We start from the raw sequence: 21,975 nt of genomic DNA on the forward strand, positions 1-21,975 counted from the left end.
CGACACCGACACCGACACCGACACCGACACCGATGACAGAAACAACACCGCCGGGACCCACCACCGACGCACCCCTCACCATCACGGTGATCATCCCGGCCCACAACGAGGAGCTCGGCCTCCCCGCCACCCTCCGCTCGATCAAGTCCCAATCCATCCCCCCAGACAAGATCATCGTCGTGGACGACGCCTCAACCGACCACACCAGCGACATAGCCGCCTCATACGGCGCGACAGTCCTCCGCCCACCCCAGAACCTCGGCAGCAAGGCCAAGGCGCAAAACCACGCCCTCCCCCACTGCGACACCGACCTGATCCTGGCCGTGGACGCCGACACGGTCCTGGCCCCCGACTACATCGAGCAGCTCAGGCCCGCCTTCGACGACCCGTCGGTGCAGGTGGCGGCCGGCAACGTCCAGACCCGTTTCACCCGCACCCCCTGGGAACGCGGCAGGTCCACCGAATACCTCTTCGGCTTCCACTGGCACCGCCCGATCCAGCAGCTCGCGAACAGCCCCATGGTCTGCTCCGGCTGCTGCTCGATGTTCCGCCGTACGGCCCTGACGGAGTCCGGCGGCTTCCCGGAGCGCACGATCGTCGAGGACATGGACTTCACCTGGAGCCAGCAGGTGGCCGGCCGCCGGGCGGTCTACGTCTCCGACGCGGTGGCCTGGGCCGCCGACCCGGAAACCCTCACGTACCTCCGCAAGCAAGTGTGGCGCTGGATGTCTGGCTTCATGCAGAACGTCCGCCTCCACCTGCCCCGCCTGCTCACCCGGAAGCCCATGCTCGCCACCTGGGTCATCGTGGCCCTCCTGGAGATCCTGGTGGCCCCGCTGTGGTGGGTGACCCCGCTGCTCCTGACCACGACCTACGACGAGCCGATGCCCCGCACGGTGGCGTGGTGGGCAGGCGCGGAGCTGCTCCTGACCGTCCCCGCCCTCCTCTACGCGGCCAGACGCCGCCGCCTGCCAGTGGGCCAGGTGCTGCTCAACCTCCCCTTCGTCTACCTGAACAAGGCGGTCAACCTCTACTACGCCTGGAAGGCCCTCCTGGTGGAGCTGATCCTCGTCCCCTTGCGCCTGTCGAAGGGCCTCGTCATCTACGAGAAGGGCCGTTAGCACCTCTGAGTAAGATCTCAATCACGCAGAGTAGTCATAGGATGTGGTGCCGATCGAAGCGTTCATCCCATCCCGAAGGGACGTGCTCCGCCATGACCGCTCGCAGGACCGCCGCCACCATTTCGTCGCTAGCCCTGGCCCTGACCTTCGCCCTCGCCACCCCGCCCTCGCGGCACTGGGCACCTTCACCTACACCTATCCGACCCCGAACGGCACGAGCATCGCCGACCTGACCGATCCCCCCAGCAAAGCCTGCATCAACATTCCCGAGGTAGCCCGCATCGAGGACAGCGCCCACACCCCGATCAACCACACGGGTTCCACCGTCACGATGTTCACCGGCATCGACTGCACGGGCGACTACTACTCCCTCCGCCCCGGCGGCCGGGCGAGCAGCCGCCTGCTGCTCAAGTCGGTCGTCTTCTCCTGACCTCAACCCGCACGACCACCGGGGCGGGACACCGGCTCACCACACCCGACGCCCGAGCAGTGTCCCGCCCCGGCCCCTTCCCCAGTGAAAGCCCTCCGGCAGCGGACCCGTAGCATGCCTCACACCATCGAAACACCACAGCATCGCCGGGCCCGAGCTCATGGCAGCCCACCACCCGGTAAGACTGCGGCCAGCCACCCCGCAAGACCAGCAGCCAGCCACCCAGCAAACTGGCATCCACCCCTCCGGCAAGACCGGCAGCCACCCCTCCGGCAAGACCGGCAGCCACCCGCCCGGCAAGACCAGCAGCTATCCACCCCGCAAGACCGGCAGCCAGCCACCCAGCAAAGCTGGCAGCCACTCATCCCGCAAGACCGGCAGTCACCCGCCCCGGAAATTGGCAGCCACCCACCCTGGAAGATTGGCGAAAAGAGATGCCCGACCCCCGGTTGACCAGCGCTCGGCTCCTCTTCGTCCCGCTGTCGGTGACCGACGCCGAGGAAATGGTGCACGTCCTCAGCGCGAAGAGCCTCTACACCTTCATCGGCGGCGCCCCGCCCACCCTGGACGAGTTACGCGACCGCTACACCCGCCAAGTCGTCGGGCGCTCCCCTGACGGGAGCCAGGAGTGGCGCAACTGGATCCTGCGCAAGAAGCCGGACTCCGAGGCGATCGGTTTCGTCCAGGCGACGATCACGGACGAGGGCCGCCGCGCGGAGGTCGCCTGGGTGATCGGCGAGCAGTGGCAGGGCCAGGGCTACGCATCGGAAGCCGCCAAGACCCTGATCGCCTGGCTCCGCACCACCGGCGCCACCACGATCGAAGCCCACATCCACCCCGCCCACACCGCCTCCGCGAGGGTGGCCCGCAACGCCGGCCTCCAGCCCACGATCCAGTTCGACGACGGCGAGCAACTCTGGCAACTCCCCACAGACGCCCCTTGACGAGCGCCCACCACCCGCCCACCGGGCTCGCTCCTGGTCGAGGCAGGCACCCCACCTGCCTTCCGGCCCCACCAACGCAAAACGCCCCGATCCAGTCATCTGGATCGGGGCGGGATGTCCTGTGGAGCTATGGGGATTCGAACCCCAGACCTCCTCCATGCCATGGAGGCGCGCTACCAACTGCGCTATAGCCCCTGGTCACCGCTCCGAGTCCACCCGTTGCGGCGCTCCGAGAGCATATAGCCATCCGGCCTCATTCACCTAATCGCACCTCCCGCCCCAGCCCCAGGCCGCCGAAGACCCCCAGCGCAAGGCCCTCAAAAGCCGACGCCCCGGCACCGCCGCAACGAGCCACGTCGCAACAAGCCACGTCGCAACAAGCCACGTCGCCGCGCAGGCTCGCCAGCCACACGCCCGCACACGCAAGGAGCAGGGCCCAACCCGGCACATTCCACTCAAAGAACGCCCAGCCGGCACAGCCGCCGTCCAACTCTCGGACCGCACCTCCGGCACCCACCACCCACAGGCAAGGCTCGCGCAACCTCGATCAGGCACCTGACGCGCTCCCCGAATGCCCGCTCGGCACGCCCGTAGTGATCAGCCCTGAGGCCGCAACGCCCGCCACCTCTGCGCAAGGCTCTCGGCCAGTTCACGTCGCTTACCGAACGCCCACCCGGCACGCCCGCGGCCCAGCCCTGGGGCAGCGCGCGCGTTATCCACCACCATGCAGAAGGCTTCCAGAGCCCCGCCCAAACACACGTTCCGGCCCCGAACGCTCATCCAGCAAGGCCGTAGACCAGCCCTCAGGCAGCGCGCGTCCGACACCCATGCGCAAGGCTCCCAAGCCCCGAACAGGTAACACCGACCTCACCCAGCGCCCACCTCGGCACGGCGGCAGTCCAGCGCTCGGGCCGCACGTCCGTCATCCACCTCACGAGCGACGGCTCGAAGGCCAAGGAGACCAAGGAGGCCGACGATCCGTCGCACCGTCGCAGTCGTACGCCCCCGACCCGTACGACCTCTTAAGCCTCAGCCTCGGGCTTGTCGTCGCTGTGGACCGGCTCCGGCAAGGTGCCGGCGTTGTGTTCGAGCAGCCGCCACCCCTTGCGCCCTTCCTGCAGCACGGACCAGGAGCAGTTGCCCAGCCCGCCCAGCGCCGGCCACAGCTGTTCGGGCAGCCCGAGCAACTCGCAGATGCCGAGCCGCAGCGCCGCGCCGTGGGAGACGACGACCAGCAGCCCGTCGTCGTCGACCCGGGCCGCCCACCGGCGCATGGCGGTGGCGACCCTGGAGGCCACGTCGGTGACGGGCTCGCCGTCGGGTGCCTCCCATGCGGCGTACTCCTCGGGCCAGCGCGCGGCGATCTGGTCGCGGGTGAGCCCTTCCCATTGACCGCCGCCGCGTTCACGGAAGTCCTTGTCGACGGCCACGTCGAGCCCGACCAGCCGTCCGAGGGCCAGGGCGGTGTCGTTGGCCCGCTGGAGGTCGGAGGAGACGATCATGGTGGGCCGCAGCGAGGCCAGCAGCGAGGCCGCCCTCGCGGCCTGGGCGACACCGGTCTCGTCGAGCGGGATGTCGGAGTGGCCTTGGAAGCGTTGTTCGACGTTCCACAGGGTCTGCCCGTGGCGCAGGCACACGATCCGCCGGCTCATGCGGCGGCCTCACGAGAACGCGTCAAGGCCGCGTGGACGCGCGTGAAGGTGGAGCTCACGCGCGGGCCCGCTGAAGGTTGGCCTGCATGACGCTCTCCGGCAGCGAGATGGCCGGGCAGTCCTTCCAGAGGCGTTCGAGCGCGTAGAACGTACGGTCTTCCTCGTGCTGGACGTGCACGACGATGTCGATGTAGTCGAGCAGCACCCAGCGGCCCTCGCGCTCGCCTTCTCGGCGTACGGGCTTGGCGTCGGCCTCGGTGCGCAGCCGCTCCTCGATCTCGTCGACGATGGCGCGTACCTGGCGGTCGTTGGTGGCGGAGCAGAGCAGGAAGGCGTCGGTGATGACGAGCTGTTCGCTCACGTCGTAGGCGAGGATGTCATCGGCCAGCTTGTCGGCCGCGGCTTCCGCGGCGATGCGCACGAGCTGGACGGATCTGTCAGATGCGGTCACGATGCGGGTCTGTCCTCCTGTGTCGGCAGCATGCCCTTATGTTGAGGGTACCCTTCCAGCCCGAAACTCCTCACCTGTGTATTCGCGGGCGCCTTCATCCGGCCGCGTGGTACAGCCCGCGCTTGTTGATGTACTGGACGATTCCGTCGGGCACGAGATACCAAATCGGCTCGCCCTTTGCCACGCGCTGACGGCACTCGGAGGAGGAAATGGCCAGCGCGGGGATTTCCAGCAGGGTCACGCGGCCTTCGGGCAGGCCGGGGTCGTGGAGGGTGTGCCCGGGGCGGGTGCAGCCGACGAAATGGGCGAGCTCGAACAGCTCGTCGGCCTGCTGCCAGTCGAGGATGGCGCCGAGCGCGTCGGCGCCGGTGATGAAGAACAGCTGCGTCTCAGGCCCGTAAATATCCGAAATATCACGCAAAGTGTCGATCGTGAACGTGGGCCCGGGACGGTCCACATCGACCCTGCTCACCGAGAACCGGGGATTCGACGCCGTAGCGATGACCGTCATCAGATAGCGGTCCTCGGCCGCGGACACCTCCCGCTCCGACTTCTGGTACGGCCGCCCCGTCGGGACGAAGACGACCTCGTCGAGCTGGAAGTGGTGGGCCACCTCGCTGGCGGCGACAAGGTGACCATGATGAATGGGGTCGAACGTCCCACCCATCACGCCCACTCGTCGCATCCCCTGCACACCAGGCGCATTCATCATGAAACGGACCTTACGCGGACGCTTCCCCCCAACATGATGGGACCCCCCTTCGTGATGACCGCGCATCACTTCCGTTGCGGACGTAGCATGCCGGGCATGACGACCACCCCGGACCGCAACCGCGTCCAACTGCCCGGCATCTCGTCCCGAGCCTACGAACACCCCGCAGACCGGTCCGCCCTGGTCGCTCTGCGTAAGCTCAGTGGGTTCGACACGGTTCTCAAGCAGATGTCCGGTCTCATCAGTGAGCGGCGGCTGCGCCTGATGTACCTGGCGTCGGCCGTACGCGTGAGCGAGACCCAGTTCCGCTCCCTCTACGACATGGGCCGCGACGCCGCCTACACCCTCGACCTGCACCGGATCCCCGAGATCTACGTCCAGCAGGACCCGCAGGTCCAGGCCAAGGCCATCGGCTTCGACGACCCGTTCATCGTCGTGACCACCGGCCTGCTCAACCTCATGAACGAGGAGGAGCAGCGCTTCGTCATCGGCCACGAGACCTCGCACATCCTGTCGGGGCACGCGGTCTACCGGACGATGCTCGACATCCTCACCCGCCTCGCCACCCGCGTCGCGTGGATCCCGCTCGGCTACATCGGCCTGCGGGCGATCGTGGCGGGCCTGGAGGAGTGGTACCGCAAGTCCGAGCTGTCCTCCGACCGCGGCGGCCTGCTCGTCGGGCAGAACCCCGAGGCGGCCAAGCGCGCGCTGATGAAGCTCGCCGGCGGCGACTACACCCACGAGATGAACATCGAGGCGTTCCTGGAGCAGTACCAGGAGTACGACACCGCGGGCGACCTTCGCGACGGCTTCCTCAAGGTCCTCAACCTCCTCGGCACCACTCACCCGTTCGCGGTGGTGCGCGTGGCGGAGCTGGACAAGTGGCAGCGCAGCGGCGAGTACGAGCGGATCCTCGGCGGGGACTACCCCCGGAGGGAGGACGACCCCAACGCGAGAGTGACCGACGAGATCAAGGCGGCGGCCGAGTCCTACCGCACGTCCTGGCAGCAGTCCCAGGACCCGTTCATCGGCGTCCTGCGCGACGTGGCCGAGGGCGCGGTCAACGCGGGCGAGCGCATCTTCAACCGCTTCTCCCGCCGCGACGGCGGCCAGGGCTGAGCCCCGCGCGACCGATCGACGTGATCAGCCGCGCCGGCCCGCCGTGACCCGGCGGCGGGCCGCACACGCTCACCCACCGCAAAACGGCACGCGCTCCCCCCGAACCACCCAAACTCAGCACGAACCGCACAAACCCAGAGCATGGCCGCACAAGCTCGGAACAAGGCCGCACAGGCCCAGAGCAAGGCCGCACAAGGTGCAAGCAGCAGAGCACCACACCCGCTCAGCTCAGGAGCGCGCCGCACCCGCTGACATCAGAAGGGCGATCGCGCGCGCACCGCACCCGCTCACAGCAGAAGGGCGATCGCGCGCACCGCAGCCGCGCACAGGGCGACGAACCCGCCCAGCACGGCCAGCGCGCGCAGCCCTTCTCTCCGCAGATCGGGCAGCCGATGCCCGATCCGCTCGATCTCCCGCCCGGTGATACCACCGCACAACATCCCGAACACGACTCCGGCCACCGTCACAGGCGCGGCCTGCTGCCACCAGTCGGAGTCGATCTCACCGCCTCCGGTGGCCCAGAGCGCGCCACCCGACGCCACGGCGACGGGCACGCCCGGCCACACGACGGCGGTCAGCGCCGCCCCGGCCAGCGCCACGGGGAAGAGCAGCACCCGCAGCGTCACCCGGGAGCGCCGCGTGCTGCGGTTTCTGACCATCCAGTGGCTCATCCAGATCGTCCTGGTCAGCACCACGAACGCGGTCGTGATCCCGATCGAGGCGATGGGCAGGATGACGGAGGCCACCACGCACGGCACGGCCAGCACGGCGAGCATCAGCAGCGCGCCGTTGCCCGCGGGCAGGGTGGTGGCCGACGCGCCCTTCGCCCGGGCCGTCTCGCCCTTGGCCCGGGCCGCCGTCCGGCTCCTGACGGCCGCCGCCGTGCGCTGACGCGGCGTGGCCGGCTTGGGCCGCGGCCCGGTGGTCTTGCCGTCCATGCTCGTCCGCCCGGGCTTTCCGTCCATGCCCGTCCGTCCGGGCTTGCCGTCCGTTCCGGTCCGTCCGGGCTTGCCGTCGGTGCTGGTACGGCCGCGCGGCGCGGGCACCTTCCCCTCGGCCCGGCTGCGCGCCACCGCCGCCGCGCCCTTGCCGTCGGGCACGGGCCTGCTCCCGGTGCGCCCGCGCGGCGGCGGCACCTTGCCCTCGGCGGGCACCGCGTTGGGCCTGCTGCGTGCTTTGGCCTCGCCGCGCGCCTTGGCGGCCTCGGCCCGCGCCGCGGCGTCGTCGGCGGGACGGCCGCGCACGGCCGTACCCTTGCCGCTCTCCTCGGCCACGTCGCCGGCCCGCCCGCCGGTGGGGGCGGGTTCGGTGTCGGTGGCTCCGTTGGTGGCCTTGGCCAGCCGGGAGAGCCGGTCGGCCAGCAGCGCCGCGGTGGGCCGCTTGCCGGGCTCCCTGTTGAGCGCGGCGCGCACCAGGGGCAGCAGCTCGACGGGCACGCCCTTGAGGTCGGCCTGGCCGTTCAGCACGGCGTACATCTGCGCCTCGGCAGTGCCCCGCCCGAACGTCGGCCGCCCCGTGGCCGCGAACGCCACCGTGGCGGCCCAGGCGTGCACGTCGGCGGGCGAGTCGACCTGCTCGTCGGCGAAGATCTCGGGCGCCGTGTAGCCGGGCGTGCCGAGGAACGTGCCGGTCATGGTCAGCCGGGTCGCGTCGAGCACCTGGGCGATGCCGAAGTCGATCAGCACGGGGCCGCGGTCGGCCATGATGATGTTGCCGGGCTTGAGGTCGCGGTGCACGACCCCGGCCGCGTGGATGATCGCGAGCGCGGCGGCGATGCCCTGGGCCATGTCGACGAGCTGGGCCACGTCGAGGGGCCCGCTCTGGCGCACGCGGTCGAGCAGCGTGGCGCCCTCGATGTGCTCCATGACGAGGTACGGCCGGGCGCAGCTCAGGTCCGCGTCGAGCACCCTGGCGACGTACGGGCTCTCGACCCTGCGCAGCGCGCGCACCTCGCGCTCCAGCCTGATGCGCGAGGTCTCGTCCTCGGCCAGGTCGTGCAGGACCTTGAGCGCGACGCGCTCGTTGCGGCGGGTGGTGGCGAGGTAGACCTCGCCCATGCCGCCCCGGCCGAGCCGCTCGACCAAGGTGTACGGCCCGACCTTGCCGAGCTTGCTCACCGTCCCTCCCCGCCCGGCGCGCCCATAAGGGACACAACCCTAGCGCCGGTACGCGAGTTGCCGCGTGAGGCACGCCGAAGGATTATCGGCGTGTGTGATCGGTGAGCATGCTGTCGAGCCGGGCCGTGGGCTCGTCCGACAGCTGCCGGCGTCCTTTCCTGCGCCAGTTGACGTGGCCGCGGCTCTCCAGCCAGAGCAGCAGCCGGTCGGCGCCGAACAGCACCGCGGCCGAGAAGACCAGGGCGACGACAATGTCCATGCCCCCCAGTCAATCCAGGGCACCCCGCTCGGGTCAGGCCGACACGCCGGTCAACCGCACACCACCGTGCCTTCTGACGTGCGCAAATGCCCCTCACCGGTATAGACCCACTTGGTGGAGGTGAGCTCGGGCAGCCCCATCGGGCCGCGCGCGTGCAGCTTCTGGGTGGAGATGCCGATCTCCGCCCCGAACCCGAACTCCCCGCCGTCGGTGAACCGCGTCGAGGCGTTGACGGCCACGGCGGCGGAGTCGACGAGCGACACGAACCGGCGGGCGGCGCCCTGCGAGCGGGTGACGATGGCGTCGGTGTGGCCGGAGCCGTAGCGCCTGATGTGCGCCACCGCCTCCTCCAGCGAGCCGACGACGGCGGCGGCGATGTCGAGCGAGAGGTATTCGGCGTAGAAGTCCTCTTCGGTGACGGGAACGATGTCGGGGCCGTAGCCGGCGATCCGCTCGTCGCCGTGGACGGTCACCCCGGCCTCGCGCAGCGCCGCCAGCGCCTTGGGCACGAACGCGTCGGCCACGTCGGCATGCACGAGGAACGTCTCGGCGGCGTTGCACACCGACGGCCGCTGCGCCTTGGCGTTGACCAGGATCTGCACGGCCAGCTCGACGTCGGCCTCGGCGTCGACGTAGACGTGGCAGTTTCCCACGCCGGTCTCGATGACCGGCACCGTGGACTCCTCGACCACGGAGTTGATCAGGGACGCGCCGCCGCGCGGGATCAGCACGTCGACCAGCCCGCGGGCGCGCATGAGCTCCTTGACGGAGTCGCGGCTCTGGCCGGGCACGAGCTGGACCGCCCCGGAGGGCACCTCCGTGGCCGCCAGCGCGTCCTGCATGATCTTCACCAGCGCGGTGTTGGAGGAGTAGGCGCTGGACGAGCCGCGCAGCAGCACCGCGTTGCCGCTCTTGAGGCAGAGCGCGGCGGCGTCGACGGTGACGTTGGGGCGGCCCTCGTAGATGATGCCGATCACGCCCAGGGGCACCCTGAGCTGGCGCAGCTCCAGCCCGTTGGGCAGTGTGGAGCCGCGGACGACCTCGCCGACCGGGTCGGGCAGGTCGGCGACCTGGCGGACGGCCTCGGCGATGGCGCCGATCCTGGCCTCGTCGAGCCGCAGCCGGTCGATCATCGCCTCTGAGGTGCCCTGGGCCCTGGCCCGCTCGACGTCGTCGGCGTTGGCGGCGACGATCTCGGCGGCGTGCGCCACCAGGGCGTCGGCGATGGTGCGCAGCGCCCGGTCCTTGGGCGCCCGCGGCAGCGGGGCCAGCTCGGCGGCGGCCTCTCGTGCCGCACGGGCGACCTTCAGGAACTCTTCGGACATCACGCGCTCCTCTGGGGGGCCGGTCTAGTTGTGGGATTCCAGTATGACGATGTCGTCGCGGTGGATCAGCTCGCGTTCATATTCCGGACCGAGCGTGCTGGCCAGCTCTTTGGTGGAGCGCCCGAGCAGCCCGGGGATCTCCGTGGCGTCGAAGTTGACCAGGCCGCGCGCCACCACGACGCCCTGGGGCCCGCACAGGTCCACCGGGTCGCCGGCCGCGAAGTCGCCCTCGACCGCCGTCACCCCGGCCGGCAGCAGCGACTTGCGGCGCCCCACGATGGCCTCCACGGCCCCCTGGTCGAGGTGGAGGAGGCCGCGCCCGGTGGTGGCGTGCGCGAGCCACAGCAGGCGCGTGCCGGGATGGCGGCCCCCAGGGTGGAAGTAGGTGCCAACGTCGGCTCCGGCGAGCGCCTGGGCGGCGTGGGCGGCCGCGGTGAGCACCACGGGCACCCCCGCCCCCGTGGCGATCCTGGCCGCCTGCACCTTGGTGATCATGCCGCCGGTGCCGACGGCCGCGCCGTTCTTGCCCAGCTCGACCCCGGCCAGGTCTTCGGGGCCGCGGATCTCGGCCAGCCGCTTGGAGCCGGCGCGGCTGGGCGGCCCGTCGTAGAGCGCGTCGACGTCGGACAGCAGCACCAGCGCGTCGGCGTGGATGAGGTGGGTGACCAGCGCCGCCAGGCGGTCGTTGTCGCCGAAGCGGATCTCGTCGGTGGCCACCGTGTCGTTCTCGTTGACGATGGGCACGATGCCCAGCTCCAGCAGCCTGGCCAGGGTGCGCTGGGCGTTGGCGTGGTGCGCGCGCCGCATCATGTCGTCGGCGGTCAGCAGCACCTGGCCCACGCGCAGCGAGTAGCGGGCGAAGGAGGAGGTGTAGCGGGCCACGAGCACGCCCTGCCCGACGGAGGCGGCGGCCTGCTGGGTGGCCAGGTCGCGCGGCCGCGCGCTCAGCCCGAGCGGGCCGAGGCCCGCCGCGATCGCCCCCGAGGACACCAGCACGATCTGCGTGCCGGTGCGGCGGCGCGCCGCCAGCACGTCGACCAGCGCGTCGACCCGGTCGACGTCGATCATGCCCTGGGGGGTGGTGAGCGAGGAGGAGCCGACCTTGACGACGACCTTCGACGCTGAGCTGATCCGTTGCCGCACGTAAGGAAGCCTATCGGCTCGCCGAAGGGCCGACGCTACCGAATTACCCGGATAGCTGCATTGACCGCATTACTTCAACGAATGTAATTTTTCACTCATGGAAGATCGAACCTATGTCGTCACCGGCGCCGCCTCCGGCATCGGCGCGGCCACCGCCGGCCGCCTCGAACGGTCGGGCGCGAAAGTGATCCGCTGCGACGTGCGCGACGCCGACGTCCTGGCCGACCTGACCACCCAGGAGGGCCGCGCCGCCCTCGTGGCGGGGGTGACGGCGGCCTCGGGCGGCCTGATCGACGGCCTGGTCGCCGTCGCCGGGATCGCGCTGCCGTCCGAGCTGACCGTGCGCCTCAACTTCTTCGGCACCATCGCCACCCTGGAGGGCCTGCGGCCGCTCCTGACCGCGTCGCCGCAGCCCAGGGCGGTCGCCGTCTCGTCGCTGAGCGCCATCGTGGCCGCCGACGAGGGCCTGGTGCGGTCCTGCCTCACCATGGACGAGGACGCCGCCGCCGCGGCCGCCCGCGCACTCGTCGAGTCGGGGCAGGGCCGGGCCGTCTACCCGTCCAGCAAGCTCGCGCTCGACCGCTGGCTCCGCCGCGCCGCCCTGTCCTGGGCGCAGGACGGCATCCCGCTCAACGCGGTCGCGCCCGGCGTGGTGGACACGGAGACGGCCCGCACGACGTTCCTCGACGACCCGCGCACCCGCGCGCTCGTGGCCGCCGCCATGCCACAGCCCCTGGGCTTCCCGGGGCCGGTCGAGGCGATCGCGTCGCTGCTCGCCTGGACGGTCAGCGCCGACAACGCGTTCATGACCGGCCAGATCCTGTACGCGGACGGCGGCGCGGAGGCCACCCTCCGCGCCGGAAGCACCCGCTAGCCGAGGCGCGTGTCGGTGCCGCGCGGCCCCTGCCGTGCCGACTCCGCGCTCAGCGTCGGCTGCCAGTCGAAGACGTAGCCGCCCTCCATCGGCCCGATGACCACCTCGGCGCCGGCCTTGGCCCCCGCCTTGGCCAGCTCCTCCTCGACCCCCAGCCGCTCCAGCCGGTCGGCCAGGTAGCCGACGGCCTCGTCGTTGCTGAAGTCGGTCTGCCTGATCCACCGCTCCGGCTTCTCGCCGGTGATCTGGAACAGGTTGTCGTTGACCCGCCGCACCTTGAACCCGGCGTCGCCGAGCTGCTTGGGCCGGATCACCAGCCGTGTCGGCTCCTCGACGGGCTTGTTGGCCCTGGCCGCCGCGACCCACTCGCCCATCGCGTACGTCAGCTCCCGCAGCCCGTCGTGCGTCGCGGCGGAGATCGTGAACACCTGCAGCCCCTTGGCCTCGAACTCGGGCCTGACCAGCTCGGCCAGCTCCCGCGCGTCGGGCACGTCGGCCTTGTTCAGCACGACCATGCGCGGCCGGTCTTCAAGCTTTCCGTACGCCCGCAGCTCCGCCTCGATCACCTCGTAGTCGGTGACCGGGTCGCGCCCCGGCTCCATGGTGGCGCAGTCGATGACGTGCACCAGCATGTCGCACCGCTCGACGTGCCGCAGGAACTCGTGCCCGAGCCCCTTGCCCTGCGACGCCCCGGGGATCAGCCCCGGCACGTCGGCGACGGTGAACACGTTCTCGCCCGCGGTCACCACGCCCAGGTTGGGGATCAGGGTGGTGAACGGGTAGTCGGCGATCTTCGGCTTGGCCGCGCTCAGCGCCGCGATCAGCGAGCTCTTGCCGGCGCTCGGGAACCCGACCAGCGCCACGTCCGCGACGCTCTTCAGCTCCAGCATCACGTCGAGGGCGTCGCCCGGCTCGCCGAGCAGCGCGAAGCCGGGCGCCTTGCGCTTGGTCGTGGCCAGCGCCGCGTTGCCGAGCCCGCCGTGCCCGCCCTGGGCGATCACGTAGCGCGTGCCGGCGCCGACGAGGTCGACCAGCACCTCACCGGTGGCCGCGTCCTTGACGACGGTGCCGTTGGGCACGGGCAGGATCACGTCCTCGCCGTTGGCGCCGTCGCGGTTGGAGCCCTGGCCCTGCTTGCCGTTCTCCGCTTTGCGGTGCGGGCGGCGGTGGTAGTCGAGCAGGGTGGCCGTGTTGGGGTCGACCTCCAGAATCACGTCGCCGCCGCGCCCGCCGTTGCCGCCGTCGGGGCCGCCGAGCGGTTTGAACTTCTCCCGGTGGATGGAGGCGCAGCCGTTCCCCCCGTCACCGGCCCTGATGTGCAGGACCACCTGGTCCACGAAGTCCGGCATCGCCGCATTCCTCCATACAAAATCTCAGAAAACGCCAAGGGGTGGATCGACATCCGATCGAGTCGATCCACCCCTGAAAAGCAACAAACCCGAAGGCCGGGAAGCGGGAAACCCTACTCCGCGACGGGAACGATGCTCACGGCCCGGCGGCCGCGCTTGACACCGAACTGCACGTGACCGGCGGCCAGCGCGAACAGCGTGTCATCGCCACCACGGCCGACGTTGTCGCCGGGGTGGAAGTGGGTGCCGCGCTGGCGGACGATGATCTCGCCCGCGTTGACCAGCTGGCCACCGAAGCGCTTGACGCCCAGACGCTGAGCGTTGGAGTCACGACCGTTCCGGGTGGACGACGCGCCCTTCTTGTGTGCCATCTCTCAAACTCCCGTTCAGGCCTGCTCGATACCGGTGATCTTCACCTGGGTGTACCGCTGGCGGTGACCCTGGCGCTTCTTGTAACCGGTCTTGTTCTTGTACTTGAGGATGCGGATCTTCGGGCCCTTGGTCTCACCGAGGATCTCGGCGTTGACCGTGAACTTGCCCGCCTCCGTGGTCACATCGCCGTCGTTGACGACGAGCACCGTCGGCAGCGAAACCGAAGAGCCGACCTCGCCGGCGACCTTGTCCACCTCGAGGACGTCACCGACGGAGACCTTCTGCTGCCTGCCGCCGCAACGAACGATCGCGTACACCGCGGAACCCTTCTACTGACTCACTGTTGGTTTCGTTTCGACCCTCGGCCGCCTCACGGAGAGGCGACCGCCGAATGCCGCGCCTTGTCATTCGGTCTGTCTCTCAAACCGACGAACCGAGTAAGCGCGCCAACAGGGCGCGTCACCTGACGCACCGATCCCCCAGAGTACCGGATTAACGGTGCCCTAGGCGAACCGGACGGATCGTCGGAAGCCAGCCGAGGGCTACTCGGCCGACTTGGCTCGGCGGGAGCGTCTCCGCCCCCTGCCGGAAGTCTGGTTTGCCTGGTCGTCCTCGGCCGGGACATCTTCCAGCGCACCGGTCACGGTATCACGGCTGGAGGAGTCCTTGGCCGCGGAAACCTTGTCCGAGACCGTCTTCTCGATCGCCATCTTCCCCTGCGTGCCGCGCGGCTCCGGCTTGGACTCCACCGGCTCCGTGGAGACCAGCAGACCCCGCCCGTTGCAGCACTCGCACGGCGTCGAGAACGCCTCCAGCAGCCCCTGACCGACCCGCTTACGCGTCATCTGGACCAGCCCCAGCGAGGTGACCTCGGCCACCTGGTGCTTGGTCCTGTCGCGCGCCAGGCACTCCAGCAGCCGCCGCAGCACCAGGTCGCGGTTCGACTCCAGCACCATGTCGATGAAGTCGATCACGATGATGCCGCCGATGTCCCGCAGCCTGAGCTGGCGGACGATCTCCTCGGCCGCCTCCAGGTTGTTCCTGGTGACGGTCTCCTCCAGGTTGCCGCCCTGGCCGGTGAACTTGCCGGTGTTGACGTCGACGACGGTCATCGCCTCGGTACGGTCGATCACCAGCGAGCCGCCGCTCGGCAGCCACACCTTGCGCTCCAGCGCCTTGCCGAGCTGCTCGTCGATCCGGTACGACTCGAACACGTCGCCGTGCTCGCCGTCGTCCCACTTCGACAGCCGCTCGGCCAGGTGCGGAGCGACGTACTTCACGTACTCGTCCACCGTGTTCCAGGCGTCGTCGCCCTGGACGACCAGGTTCGTGAAGTCCTCGTTGAAGACGTCACGCACGACCCTGATCGTCAGGTCGGGCTCGGCGGACAGCAGCTCCGGCGGGCTGGCCGACTTGGCCTTCTTCTGGATGTTCTCCCACTGCGCCGACAGCCGGGCCACGTCGCGGGCCAGCTCCTCCTCGGAGGCGCCCTCGGCCGCGGTACGGACGATGACGCCCGCGTTCTCCGGCATGACCTTCTTCAGGATGCTCTTCAGCCGCGTGCGCTCCTTGTCGGGCAGCTTGCGGCTGATGCCGGTCATCGAACCGTCCGGCACGTACACGAGGTAACGGCCGGGAAGGCTGATCTGCGAGGTGAGCCGGGCGCCCTTGTGGCCGATCGGGTCCTTCGTGACCTGCACGAGCACCGACTGGCCCGACTTCAGCGCCGACTCGATCCGCTTCGGCTGGCCCTCCAGCCCGGCGGTGTCGAAGTTCACCTCGCCGGCGTACAGGACCGCGTTCCTTCCCTTGCCGATGTCGACGAACGCCGCCTCCATCGAGGGCAGCACGTTCTGGACCTTGCCGAGGTAGACGTTGCCGACGTACGACTGGCTGGCCTCGCGGTTGACGTAGTGCTCGACGAGCACGCCGTCCTCCAGCACCGCGATCTGCGTGCGGTCGCCGTGCCGGCGCACCACCATCATGCGGTCCACCGACTCGCGGCGGGCCAGGAACTCCGACTCGGTGATCACCGGCGGACGCCGGCGGCCCAGCTCGCGCCCCTCGCGGCGGCGCTGCTTCTTGGCCTCCAGCCGGGTGGAGCCGCGCACGCTCTGCACGCCGTCGGTGGCGGTGTCGAGCGTCGCCGTACGGCCGGAGCGCGGCGCGCGGATGCGCACCACCGTGTTCGGCGGGTCGTCGCTGGCCGGCTCGGTGCCCTCCTCGGTGCCCCTGCGGCGGCGACGGCGACGGCGGCGCGACGTGGAGGCCTCCTCTTCCTGGCCTTCCTCCGCCTGCTCCTCGTCGCCCTCCTCCTCGGACTCCTCGCCGTCCTCGGCCTCGTCCCGCTCGCGCGCCTTGCCGCGGCCCCGGCCGCCCCTGCGGCGGCGACGGCGGCGGCTGCCGCCCTCCTCCTCTTCCTCCTCCTGCTCCTCGGAGGTGTCGAGGTCGGACTCGTCCTCGGCCACGATCTCCTCGACCGGCTCCTCGGCCTCCTCGGGCTCGGGAGCGGCCTGCGGCTCGGGCTTGCGCTGCACGGCCGGCTTGGCCTGGCTCGGGTCGGGGGCCTGGAACAGCGGCGCGAAGATGGCCGCCGGCCGCTGGAACGCGGTGCTGCCCGGCTCGACCGTGCGCCGCGCGGTCAGCCCGAACGGGTCGGCGAGCAGGCTCGGCCGCACGCTCTCCTCGTCGAGGTCCTCGCCGGCGGGCTCGTCGTCGAGCGGCTCGTCCTCGGGCAGGATCTCCAGGATGTCGTCCTCGTCCGCCTCGTCACCCTGAACGCCCGCGTCTTCAGCACCCTCGGCGCCTTCAGCGCCCCGGTCGGCAGCGACACCGGCAGCGGCATCGGCGGCGGCACCGCCACCAGCGACCCCAGCCCCTGCGACACCGGCTTCTGCGACACCGGCCCCTGCGACCCCGGCCTCCGCGGCCTCGACGCCCGCGGCAGTCCCCGCCGCGGCGCCCTCAGTGTCGCTCACGGCCTCGCCGGTCGTCCCGGCACCAGTCGCCGCGGCCCGCCTCCTGCGGGTGCTGACCGGCGCCTCAGCCTCACCGGCAGCCGTCTCAGCGCCCTCGGCCTCCGCCTTGCCGGCCTTGGCCGTCGTGGTCCTGCGCGTGCGGCGCCGCGTGGTCCCGGCCGCCTCCGCGGCCACCGTCTCATCACCGGAGGGCACTTCGCCGGCTCCGGCGCCGGACACCTCGGCGGCAGGGGCCGCCGCGGCCTCTTCCGTCTCGGCCTTCTTGCGCGTGCGGCGCCGCTTGGCGGGCGCCTCCTCCGCGACCTCGGCGGGCACGTCCGCACCGGCCTCGGCGGCCTCGGCGGGCGTCTCCGCCGCAGCCTCCGCCTCGGCCTTCTTCGTCGTACGCCGCCGCGTCGTCGTGGCGGTGGACCGGGTGCGGGTGGCCCTCTTGGGCTTCTCGGCCACCGCCTCGGCGACGGCGTCGGCCACGGCGGCCTCCACCGGGCTGTCAGCGGGCGGGGCCGCCGTAGCGGCGTCGGCCGGGCTCACGGCGGCCTCAAGCAGCTCGGGCGCCGGCTCCCCGGCGGCCCGCTGCACGGCCTTGCGCTGCACCGCCTGCACCTCGGCCACGGACGGCGCGGCCTGCGCGGCGACGACCGTGACCGGTGTGGAGGCCGGCTCCTCGGGCAGCTCCGGCGGCGGACCCGCGGGGCGGCTGGCGGAGCGGCGACGCTTTGTCACCTCGGGCTGTTCAATTGTCTCCCCGTCAGGGCCAGTGGCCCCGGCGTTGGGCTCGTTGTCGAGCATGCGGGCGCTCTCCCGTCAGCTCCCGGGCGCGTCGCCGCGCCGCGCAGGAGCCCTCGTGTCTCGTTGTCCGCCGGCGCTCCCGCATGGAGCGCGCCGGCGCCAAGTCCTGTCAGCGGTCGTGCTCGGCTCATGCCGGGCACGTCCTTAACCGGCGACGTGCTCACCCGCCGGCCCCGCCTCGCCGCCGCGCGTGGTGTCGCGGTCAAGGTCGAGCGGATCGGCAAGTGCACCGGTGCTCGCGTCGAGCGGCCCCTGCGCCAGCCTGGTCACCTCGGGGGGAACCGGCGGCGCGAAGTCGGCCACAAGGCGCAGCCCTGTGAGCACATCGTCGGGTCGAACGGCAGGCGTCATGTGCCGAACAACCATGCGCAGTATGACACACGGCCCTCCATGCACCTGAGCTGCGGTTCTTTCTGCTCCCTCGGAAACCGTGAGCCCCAGGACCGCCTGCCGCGCGTCGAAGCGGCGGGGACCCTTCTTGGTCAGGCGCTCGACTTCCACCGTGCCTGCCGCGAGGAACTTCTCCACCGCCACCTCGGCGAGCTCGCGATCGGCACCCGGCAGCCGCACCTCCCAGTCGGAGACCTCCAAGCGGTCGGCCAGCCCACCCGGACCCGCCTCCACAACGTCGAGCACATCGAGCCCAGACGGCAACGACTCGTCCAGGTCTTGCCTGACCTGGGCGGGGTCGCACGGTGTGGTGACACCGATCTCGAGGTATTCGGCTTCGCTGGCGACGCCGGTCGGCGCCGCGCCCGCGTAGGAGATCTTCGGGTGGGGCGAGAAGCCCGCGCTGTAGGCCACCGGAATGCCGGCACGGCGGACCGCTCTCTCAACGGCCCGCGAGATGTCGCGGTGGCTGGTGAAGCGCAGGCGGCCGCGCTTGGCGTAACGCACACGCAGGCGTTGCACCGTGGGCGCGGGCGGAGGCCCTTCGGGAACAGGTTTCAGAGCTTGTCGTCCTTCCCTTGTAAGAGTTCCTACGTCTCAGGATAAGCCGCTGCGGCGCGTGAACGTGTACGCCGTGGCACGGCTCGCCCACTGAGCGCGCTAGACCACCGTCAGAGGAAGGAGTTTGCGCCCCGTGGGGCCGATCTGGATCTCGGTGCCCATAGTCGGGCAGACTCCGCAGTCGTAGCACGGGGTCCAGCGGCAGTCTTCGACCTCGCCGCCGGAGATGGCCTCCTGCCAGTCCTGCCACAACCATTCGCGGTCGAGGCCGGCGTCGAGGTGGTCCCACGGCAGGACCTCGTTCTCCTCCCGCTCGCGCGTGGTGTACCAGTCGACGTCGATGCCCGCCTTCTCGGCGGCGGCCATCCAGCGCTCGTAGGAGAAGTGCTCGCTCCACCCGTCGAAGCGGCCGCCGTCTTCCCAGACGTTCCTGATGACGGCGCCGACCCTGCGGTCGCCCCGCGACAGCAGGCCCTCCACGATGGACGGCTTGCCGTCGTGGTAGCGGAAGCCGATGGCGCGGCCGTAGTTCTTGTCGCCGCGCAGCGCGTCGCGCAGTGCCTTGAGCCGCCGGTCGACGGTCTCGTGGTCGGCCTGCCCGGCCCACTGGAACGGCGTGTGCGGCTTGGGCACGAAGCCGCCGATGGAGACCGTGCAGCGGATGTCGCGGCTGCCGGTCGCCTCGCGGCCCGCCTGGATGACCTTCTTGGCCAGGTCGGCGATGCCGAGCACGTCTTCGTCCTGCTCGGTGGGCAGGCCGCACATGAAGTAGAGCTTGACCTGGCGCCAGCCCTGCGAGTAGGCGGTGGTGACGGTGCGGATCAGGTCTTCCTCGGTGACCATCTTGTTGATCACCTTGCGCATGCGCTCGGAGCCGCCCTCCGGCGCGAACGTCAGGCCCGAGCGCCTGCCGTTCCTGGAGAACTCGTTGGCCAGGTCGATGTTGAACGCGTCGACCCGGGTGGACGGCAGCGACAGCGAGGTGTTGGTGCCCTCGTAACGGTCGGCCAGGCCCTTGGCGACCTCGCCGATCTCGGAGTGGTCGGCGGACGACAGCGACAGCAGGCCGACCTCGTTGAAGCCGGACTCCTTGATGCCGTTGTCGACCATCGCCCCGATCGTGGTGATGGAGCGCTCGCGCACGGGGCGCGTGATCATGCCGGCCTGGCAGAAGCGGCAGCCGCGCGTGCAGCCGCGGAAGATCTCCACGCTGAACCGCTCGTGCACCGTCTCGGCCAGCGGCACCAGCGGTTTCTTCGGATAGGGCCACTCGTCGAGGTCCATGACGGTGTGCTTGTGCACCCGCCACGGCACGTCGGCCCGGTTGGGCGCGACCCGCTTGATGCGCCCGTCGGCGTGGTATTCGACGTCGTAGAACTTCGGCACGTAGACGCCGCCGGACTCGGCGAGCCGCATCAGCAGCTCGTCGCGCCCGCCGGGTCTGCCCTCGGCCTTCCACTCGCGGATGACCTCGGAGATGGCGATGGAGATCTGCTCCCCGTCTCCGAGCACGGCCGCGTCGAGGAAGTCGGCGATGGGCTCGGGGTTGAAGGCCGCGTGGCCGCCCGCGAGCACGATCGGGTCGTCGTCGCCGCGGTCGACGGCCAGCATCGGGATGCCGGCCAGGTCGAGTGCGGTCAGCAGGTTGGTGTAGCCGAGCTCGGTCGAGAACGACACGCCGAGCACGTCGAAGGCGCGCACCGGCCGGTGCGCGTCGACGGTGAACTGCGGGACGCCTTCGGCCCGCATGAGCTCCTCGAGGTCGGGCCAGACCGCGTACGTGCGCTCGGCCAGCGTGCCCGGGAGCTCGTTGAGAATCTCGTAGAGGATGGCCACGCCCTGGTTGGGCAGCCCGACCTCGTAGGCGTCCGGGTACATCAGCGCCCATCGCACGTCCGCCGAGTCCCAGTCCTTGACGGTCGAGTTGAGCTCACCCCCGACATACTGGATGGGCTTCTGCACCTTGGGCAGCAGCGCTTCCAGGCGGTGGAAAATCGACTCGACAGGCATACCGTCAAGGGTAGCGGCGCTCAGACGGTGGCAGGTCCGGGGATGTCTATGTCGTTTCCACTGAGCACCAGGATGTGGTGCCCCTCGTAGCAGGTCAGCTCGACGGCGATGACCCCGCTTTCCAGGTTGTGCACCGCGACGACATGGTTCGCGGGCAGCAGGAAGCGTTCGCCGCACTCATCGCAATAGGCCAAGAACATACTTCTAATTAAACGACTGTCTTCGGATCCTGATGGCCTGCAGCAACCCGATCGCAATGAGATTGGCGAATGTGGCGGTGCCGCCGTACGACACGAACGGCAGCGGCAGCCCCGTGATCGGCATGATCCCGATCGTCATGCCCACATTGATGAACGTCTGGAACGCGAACCAGCACACGATCATGCCCGCGACGAGTGTCCCGAACCGGTCTTCGCACTGCCGGGCGATCTTCAGCCCGCGCAGCAGCACGACCCCGAGCAGCAGCACCACCGTGACCGACCCGAGGAAGCCGAACTCCTCCCCCGCCACCGTGAAGATGAAGTCGGTGTGCTGCTCGGGCACGAACCGCCCGGTCGTCTGCCCGCCGCCGAGCAGCCCCTTGCCGAGCAGCTGCCCCGAGCCGATCGCGATCAGCGACTGCGTGCTGTTGTAGCCCACCCCGCGCGGATCGACGCTCGGGTCGACGAACGCCGTGAACCGCGCCACCTGGTACGGCTCCAGCATCTGAAAGTAGAAGACCGCGAACACCCCGGCGCCCGCGACCAGCGTCAGCACCCCGATCAGCCGCTTGCGCACCCCCGCGATGATCAGCCCGGCGGCCGTGATCACCGCCAGCACCAGCGCCGTGCCCAGGTCCGGCTGGAGCATCACCAGCCCCAGGGTGATCGCCGCGGCGAAGAGCACCAGCGTCACGTCGAACCCGCGCGGCCGATCGGTGCCCTCGGCCGGCTGGGCGAGCAGCATCGCGATGATGAGCAGCAGCCCGACCTTGGCGAACTCCGACGGCTGCACCGCGAACCCGCCGCCGAGCAGGATCCACGAGTGCGACCCGTTGATCGTCGCCCCGAGCGGGGTGATGACCAGCGCCAGCCCGACCAGCGACAGCAGGAACACCAGCGGCGCGTACGCCCGCATCGCCCGATGGTCGACCGCGGCCACGATCACGCACAGCACCACGCCGATGGTCTCGTTGAGCAGGTGCTTCTTCACCAGCCCCGTCGAGCCGGGCGCCCACGTGCGGGTGGACGACCACACCAGCAGCGTGCCGATCACGCACAACCCGGCCACCGCGACCAGCATCAGCCCGTCGAGCCGCCGCACGGTGGAGCTCTCGGCGGTGATCCGCCGCAGCAGTGAGGGCCGCCGGACGGCCGCCGTCCGGGCCGTCATCGCCGGCC

The 21,975-nt window shown here is 70.5% G+C and carries 20 protein-coding genes and 1 tRNA gene; 5 read left to right on the forward strand and 16 right to left on the reverse strand.

Annotated features, from left to right (window positions below):
- Positions 1-32: 32 nt before the first annotated feature.
- From KIS93_RS20240 to KIS93_RS20250, 3 genes are all read left to right on the forward strand, one after another.
- On the forward strand, positions 33-1,121 hold the full coding sequence (locus tag KIS93_RS20240; RefSeq protein ID WP_080046172.1) for a glycosyltransferase family 2 protein: 1,089 nt from the start codon (positions 33-35) through the stop codon (positions 1,119-1,121).
- 46 nt (positions 1,122-1,167) lie between these two features.
- On the forward strand, positions 1,168-1,551 hold the full coding sequence (locus tag KIS93_RS20245) for a hypothetical protein (RefSeq protein ID WP_222107562.1): 384 nt from the start codon (positions 1,168-1,170) through the stop codon (positions 1,549-1,551).
- Between the two features lie 434 nt (positions 1,552-1,985).
- Positions 1,986-2,495: a GNAT family N-acetyltransferase gene (locus tag KIS93_RS20250; protein WP_080046170.1), complete on the forward strand. Its 510-nt coding sequence runs from the start codon at positions 1,986-1,988 to the stop codon at positions 2,493-2,495.
- Positions 2,496-2,617: 122 nt separating this feature from the next.
- Here KIS93_RS20250 and KIS93_RS20255 read toward each other — a convergent pair.
- The 4 genes from KIS93_RS20255 to nadD all read right to left on the reverse strand — a co-directional run bounded on the left by KIS93_RS20255 (position 2,618) and on the right by nadD (position 5,310).
- Positions 2,618-2,690 (reverse strand) — tRNA-Ala (locus KIS93_RS20255).
- 827 nt (positions 2,691-3,517) lie between these two features.
- Positions 3,518-4,147, reverse strand: coding sequence for a histidine phosphatase family protein (locus tag KIS93_RS20260; protein WP_080046169.1), 630 nt, complete (start codon positions 4,145-4,147; stop codon positions 3,518-3,520).
- 55 nt (positions 4,148-4,202) lie between these two features.
- Complete coding sequence (rsfS, locus tag KIS93_RS20265; protein WP_080046168.1) at positions 4,203-4,598, reverse strand: ribosome silencing factor; 396 nt, start codon at positions 4,596-4,598, stop codon at positions 4,203-4,205.
- A 94-nt stretch (positions 4,599-4,692) separates the two neighbouring features.
- Entirely contained in the window at positions 4,693-5,310 is a 618-nt protein-coding gene (gene nadD / locus KIS93_RS20270) for a nicotinate-nucleotide adenylyltransferase (RefSeq protein WP_080046167.1), read from the reverse strand.
- An 87-nt stretch (positions 5,311-5,397) separates the two neighbouring features.
- On the opposite strand from nadD, the gene KIS93_RS20275 reads away from it, so the two are divergent.
- Positions 5,398-6,429, forward strand: a complete 1,032-nt coding sequence (locus KIS93_RS20275; RefSeq protein WP_418113869.1) for a M48 family metallopeptidase — start codon at positions 5,398-5,400, stop codon at positions 6,427-6,429.
- A 287-nt stretch (positions 6,430-6,716) separates the two neighbouring features.
- On the opposite strand, the gene KIS93_RS20280 is transcribed toward KIS93_RS20275, so the two are convergent.
- The 4 genes from KIS93_RS20280 to proB form a co-directional block, all read right to left on the reverse strand.
- A complete protein-coding gene (locus tag KIS93_RS20280) occupies positions 6,717-8,546 on the reverse strand; it encodes a serine/threonine-protein kinase (RefSeq protein WP_080046166.1) in 1,830 nt (609 codons plus the stop codon).
- A gap of 82 nt (positions 8,547-8,628) precedes the next feature.
- Positions 8,629-8,805 (reverse strand): hypothetical protein, encoded by a 177-nt coding sequence (locus KIS93_RS20285; RefSeq protein ID WP_186404355.1) that lies wholly within the window; start codon positions 8,803-8,805, stop codon positions 8,629-8,631.
- Between the two features lie 50 nt (positions 8,806-8,855).
- Positions 8,856-10,130 (reverse strand): glutamate-5-semialdehyde dehydrogenase, encoded by a 1,275-nt coding sequence (locus KIS93_RS20290; protein ID WP_080046165.1) that lies wholly within the window; start codon positions 10,128-10,130, stop codon positions 8,856-8,858.
- 24 nt (positions 10,131-10,154) lie between these two features.
- Positions 10,155-11,273, reverse strand: coding sequence for a glutamate 5-kinase (proB, locus tag KIS93_RS20295; RefSeq protein ID WP_222107563.1), 1,119 nt, complete (start codon positions 11,271-11,273; stop codon positions 10,155-10,157).
- Positions 11,274-11,370: 97 nt separating this feature from the next.
- On the opposite strand from proB, the gene KIS93_RS20300 reads away from it, so the two are divergent.
- Positions 11,371-12,147, forward strand: a complete 777-nt coding sequence (locus KIS93_RS20300; protein ID WP_080046164.1) for an SDR family oxidoreductase — start codon at positions 11,371-11,373, stop codon at positions 12,145-12,147.
- Here KIS93_RS20300 and obgE read toward each other — a convergent pair.
- The 8 genes from obgE to rodA form a co-directional block, all read right to left on the reverse strand.
- Positions 12,144-13,496 carry a GTPase ObgE gene (gene obgE / locus KIS93_RS20305; protein ID WP_080046163.1) on the reverse strand — a complete coding sequence of 451 codons (1,353 nt, stop codon included), beginning with the start codon at positions 13,494-13,496 and terminating at the stop codon, positions 12,144-12,146. The two genes, KIS93_RS20300 and obgE, sit on opposite strands and share 4 nt — an antisense overlap.
- Positions 13,497-13,609: 113 nt before the next feature.
- Positions 13,610-13,867 (reverse strand): 50S ribosomal protein L27, encoded by a 258-nt coding sequence (rpmA, locus tag KIS93_RS20310; RefSeq protein WP_012893687.1) that lies wholly within the window; start codon positions 13,865-13,867, stop codon positions 13,610-13,612.
- 15 nt (positions 13,868-13,882) lie between these two features.
- Entirely contained in the window at positions 13,883-14,185 is a 303-nt protein-coding gene (gene rplU / locus KIS93_RS20315) for a 50S ribosomal protein L21 (protein ID WP_080046162.1), read from the reverse strand.
- A gap of 225 nt (positions 14,186-14,410) precedes the next feature.
- Complete coding sequence (locus KIS93_RS20320) at positions 14,411-17,569, reverse strand: Rne/Rng family ribonuclease (protein WP_230465888.1); 3,159 nt, start codon at positions 17,567-17,569, stop codon at positions 14,411-14,413.
- A 210-nt stretch (positions 17,570-17,779) separates the two neighbouring features.
- A complete protein-coding gene (locus tag KIS93_RS20325) occupies positions 17,780-18,532 on the reverse strand; it encodes a TIGR03936 family radical SAM-associated protein (protein WP_230465887.1) in 753 nt (250 codons plus the stop codon).
- A gap of 153 nt (positions 18,533-18,685) precedes the next feature.
- Positions 18,686-20,596: a TIGR03960 family B12-binding radical SAM protein gene (locus KIS93_RS20330; protein ID WP_080046160.1), complete on the reverse strand. Its 1,911-nt coding sequence runs from the start codon at positions 20,594-20,596 to the stop codon at positions 18,686-18,688.
- 20 nt (positions 20,597-20,616) lie between these two features.
- Complete coding sequence (locus KIS93_RS20335) at positions 20,617-20,796, reverse strand: hypothetical protein (protein WP_080046159.1); 180 nt, start codon at positions 20,794-20,796, stop codon at positions 20,617-20,619.
- Positions 20,797-20,800: 4 nt separating this feature from the next.
- Positions 20,801-21,967 carry a rod shape-determining protein RodA gene (rodA, locus tag KIS93_RS20340; RefSeq protein ID WP_080046158.1) on the reverse strand — a complete coding sequence of 389 codons (1,167 nt, stop codon included), beginning with the start codon at positions 21,965-21,967 and terminating at the stop codon, positions 20,801-20,803.
- Between the last annotated feature and the right edge of the window lie 8 nt (positions 21,968-21,975).

Origin of the sequence: [Actinomadura] parvosata subsp. kistnae, from assembly GCF_900323885.1 — a bacterium.
In the GTDB taxonomy this organism is placed as follows: Bacteria; Actinomycetota; Actinomycetes; order Streptosporangiales; family Streptosporangiaceae; genus Nonomuraea; species Nonomuraea composti.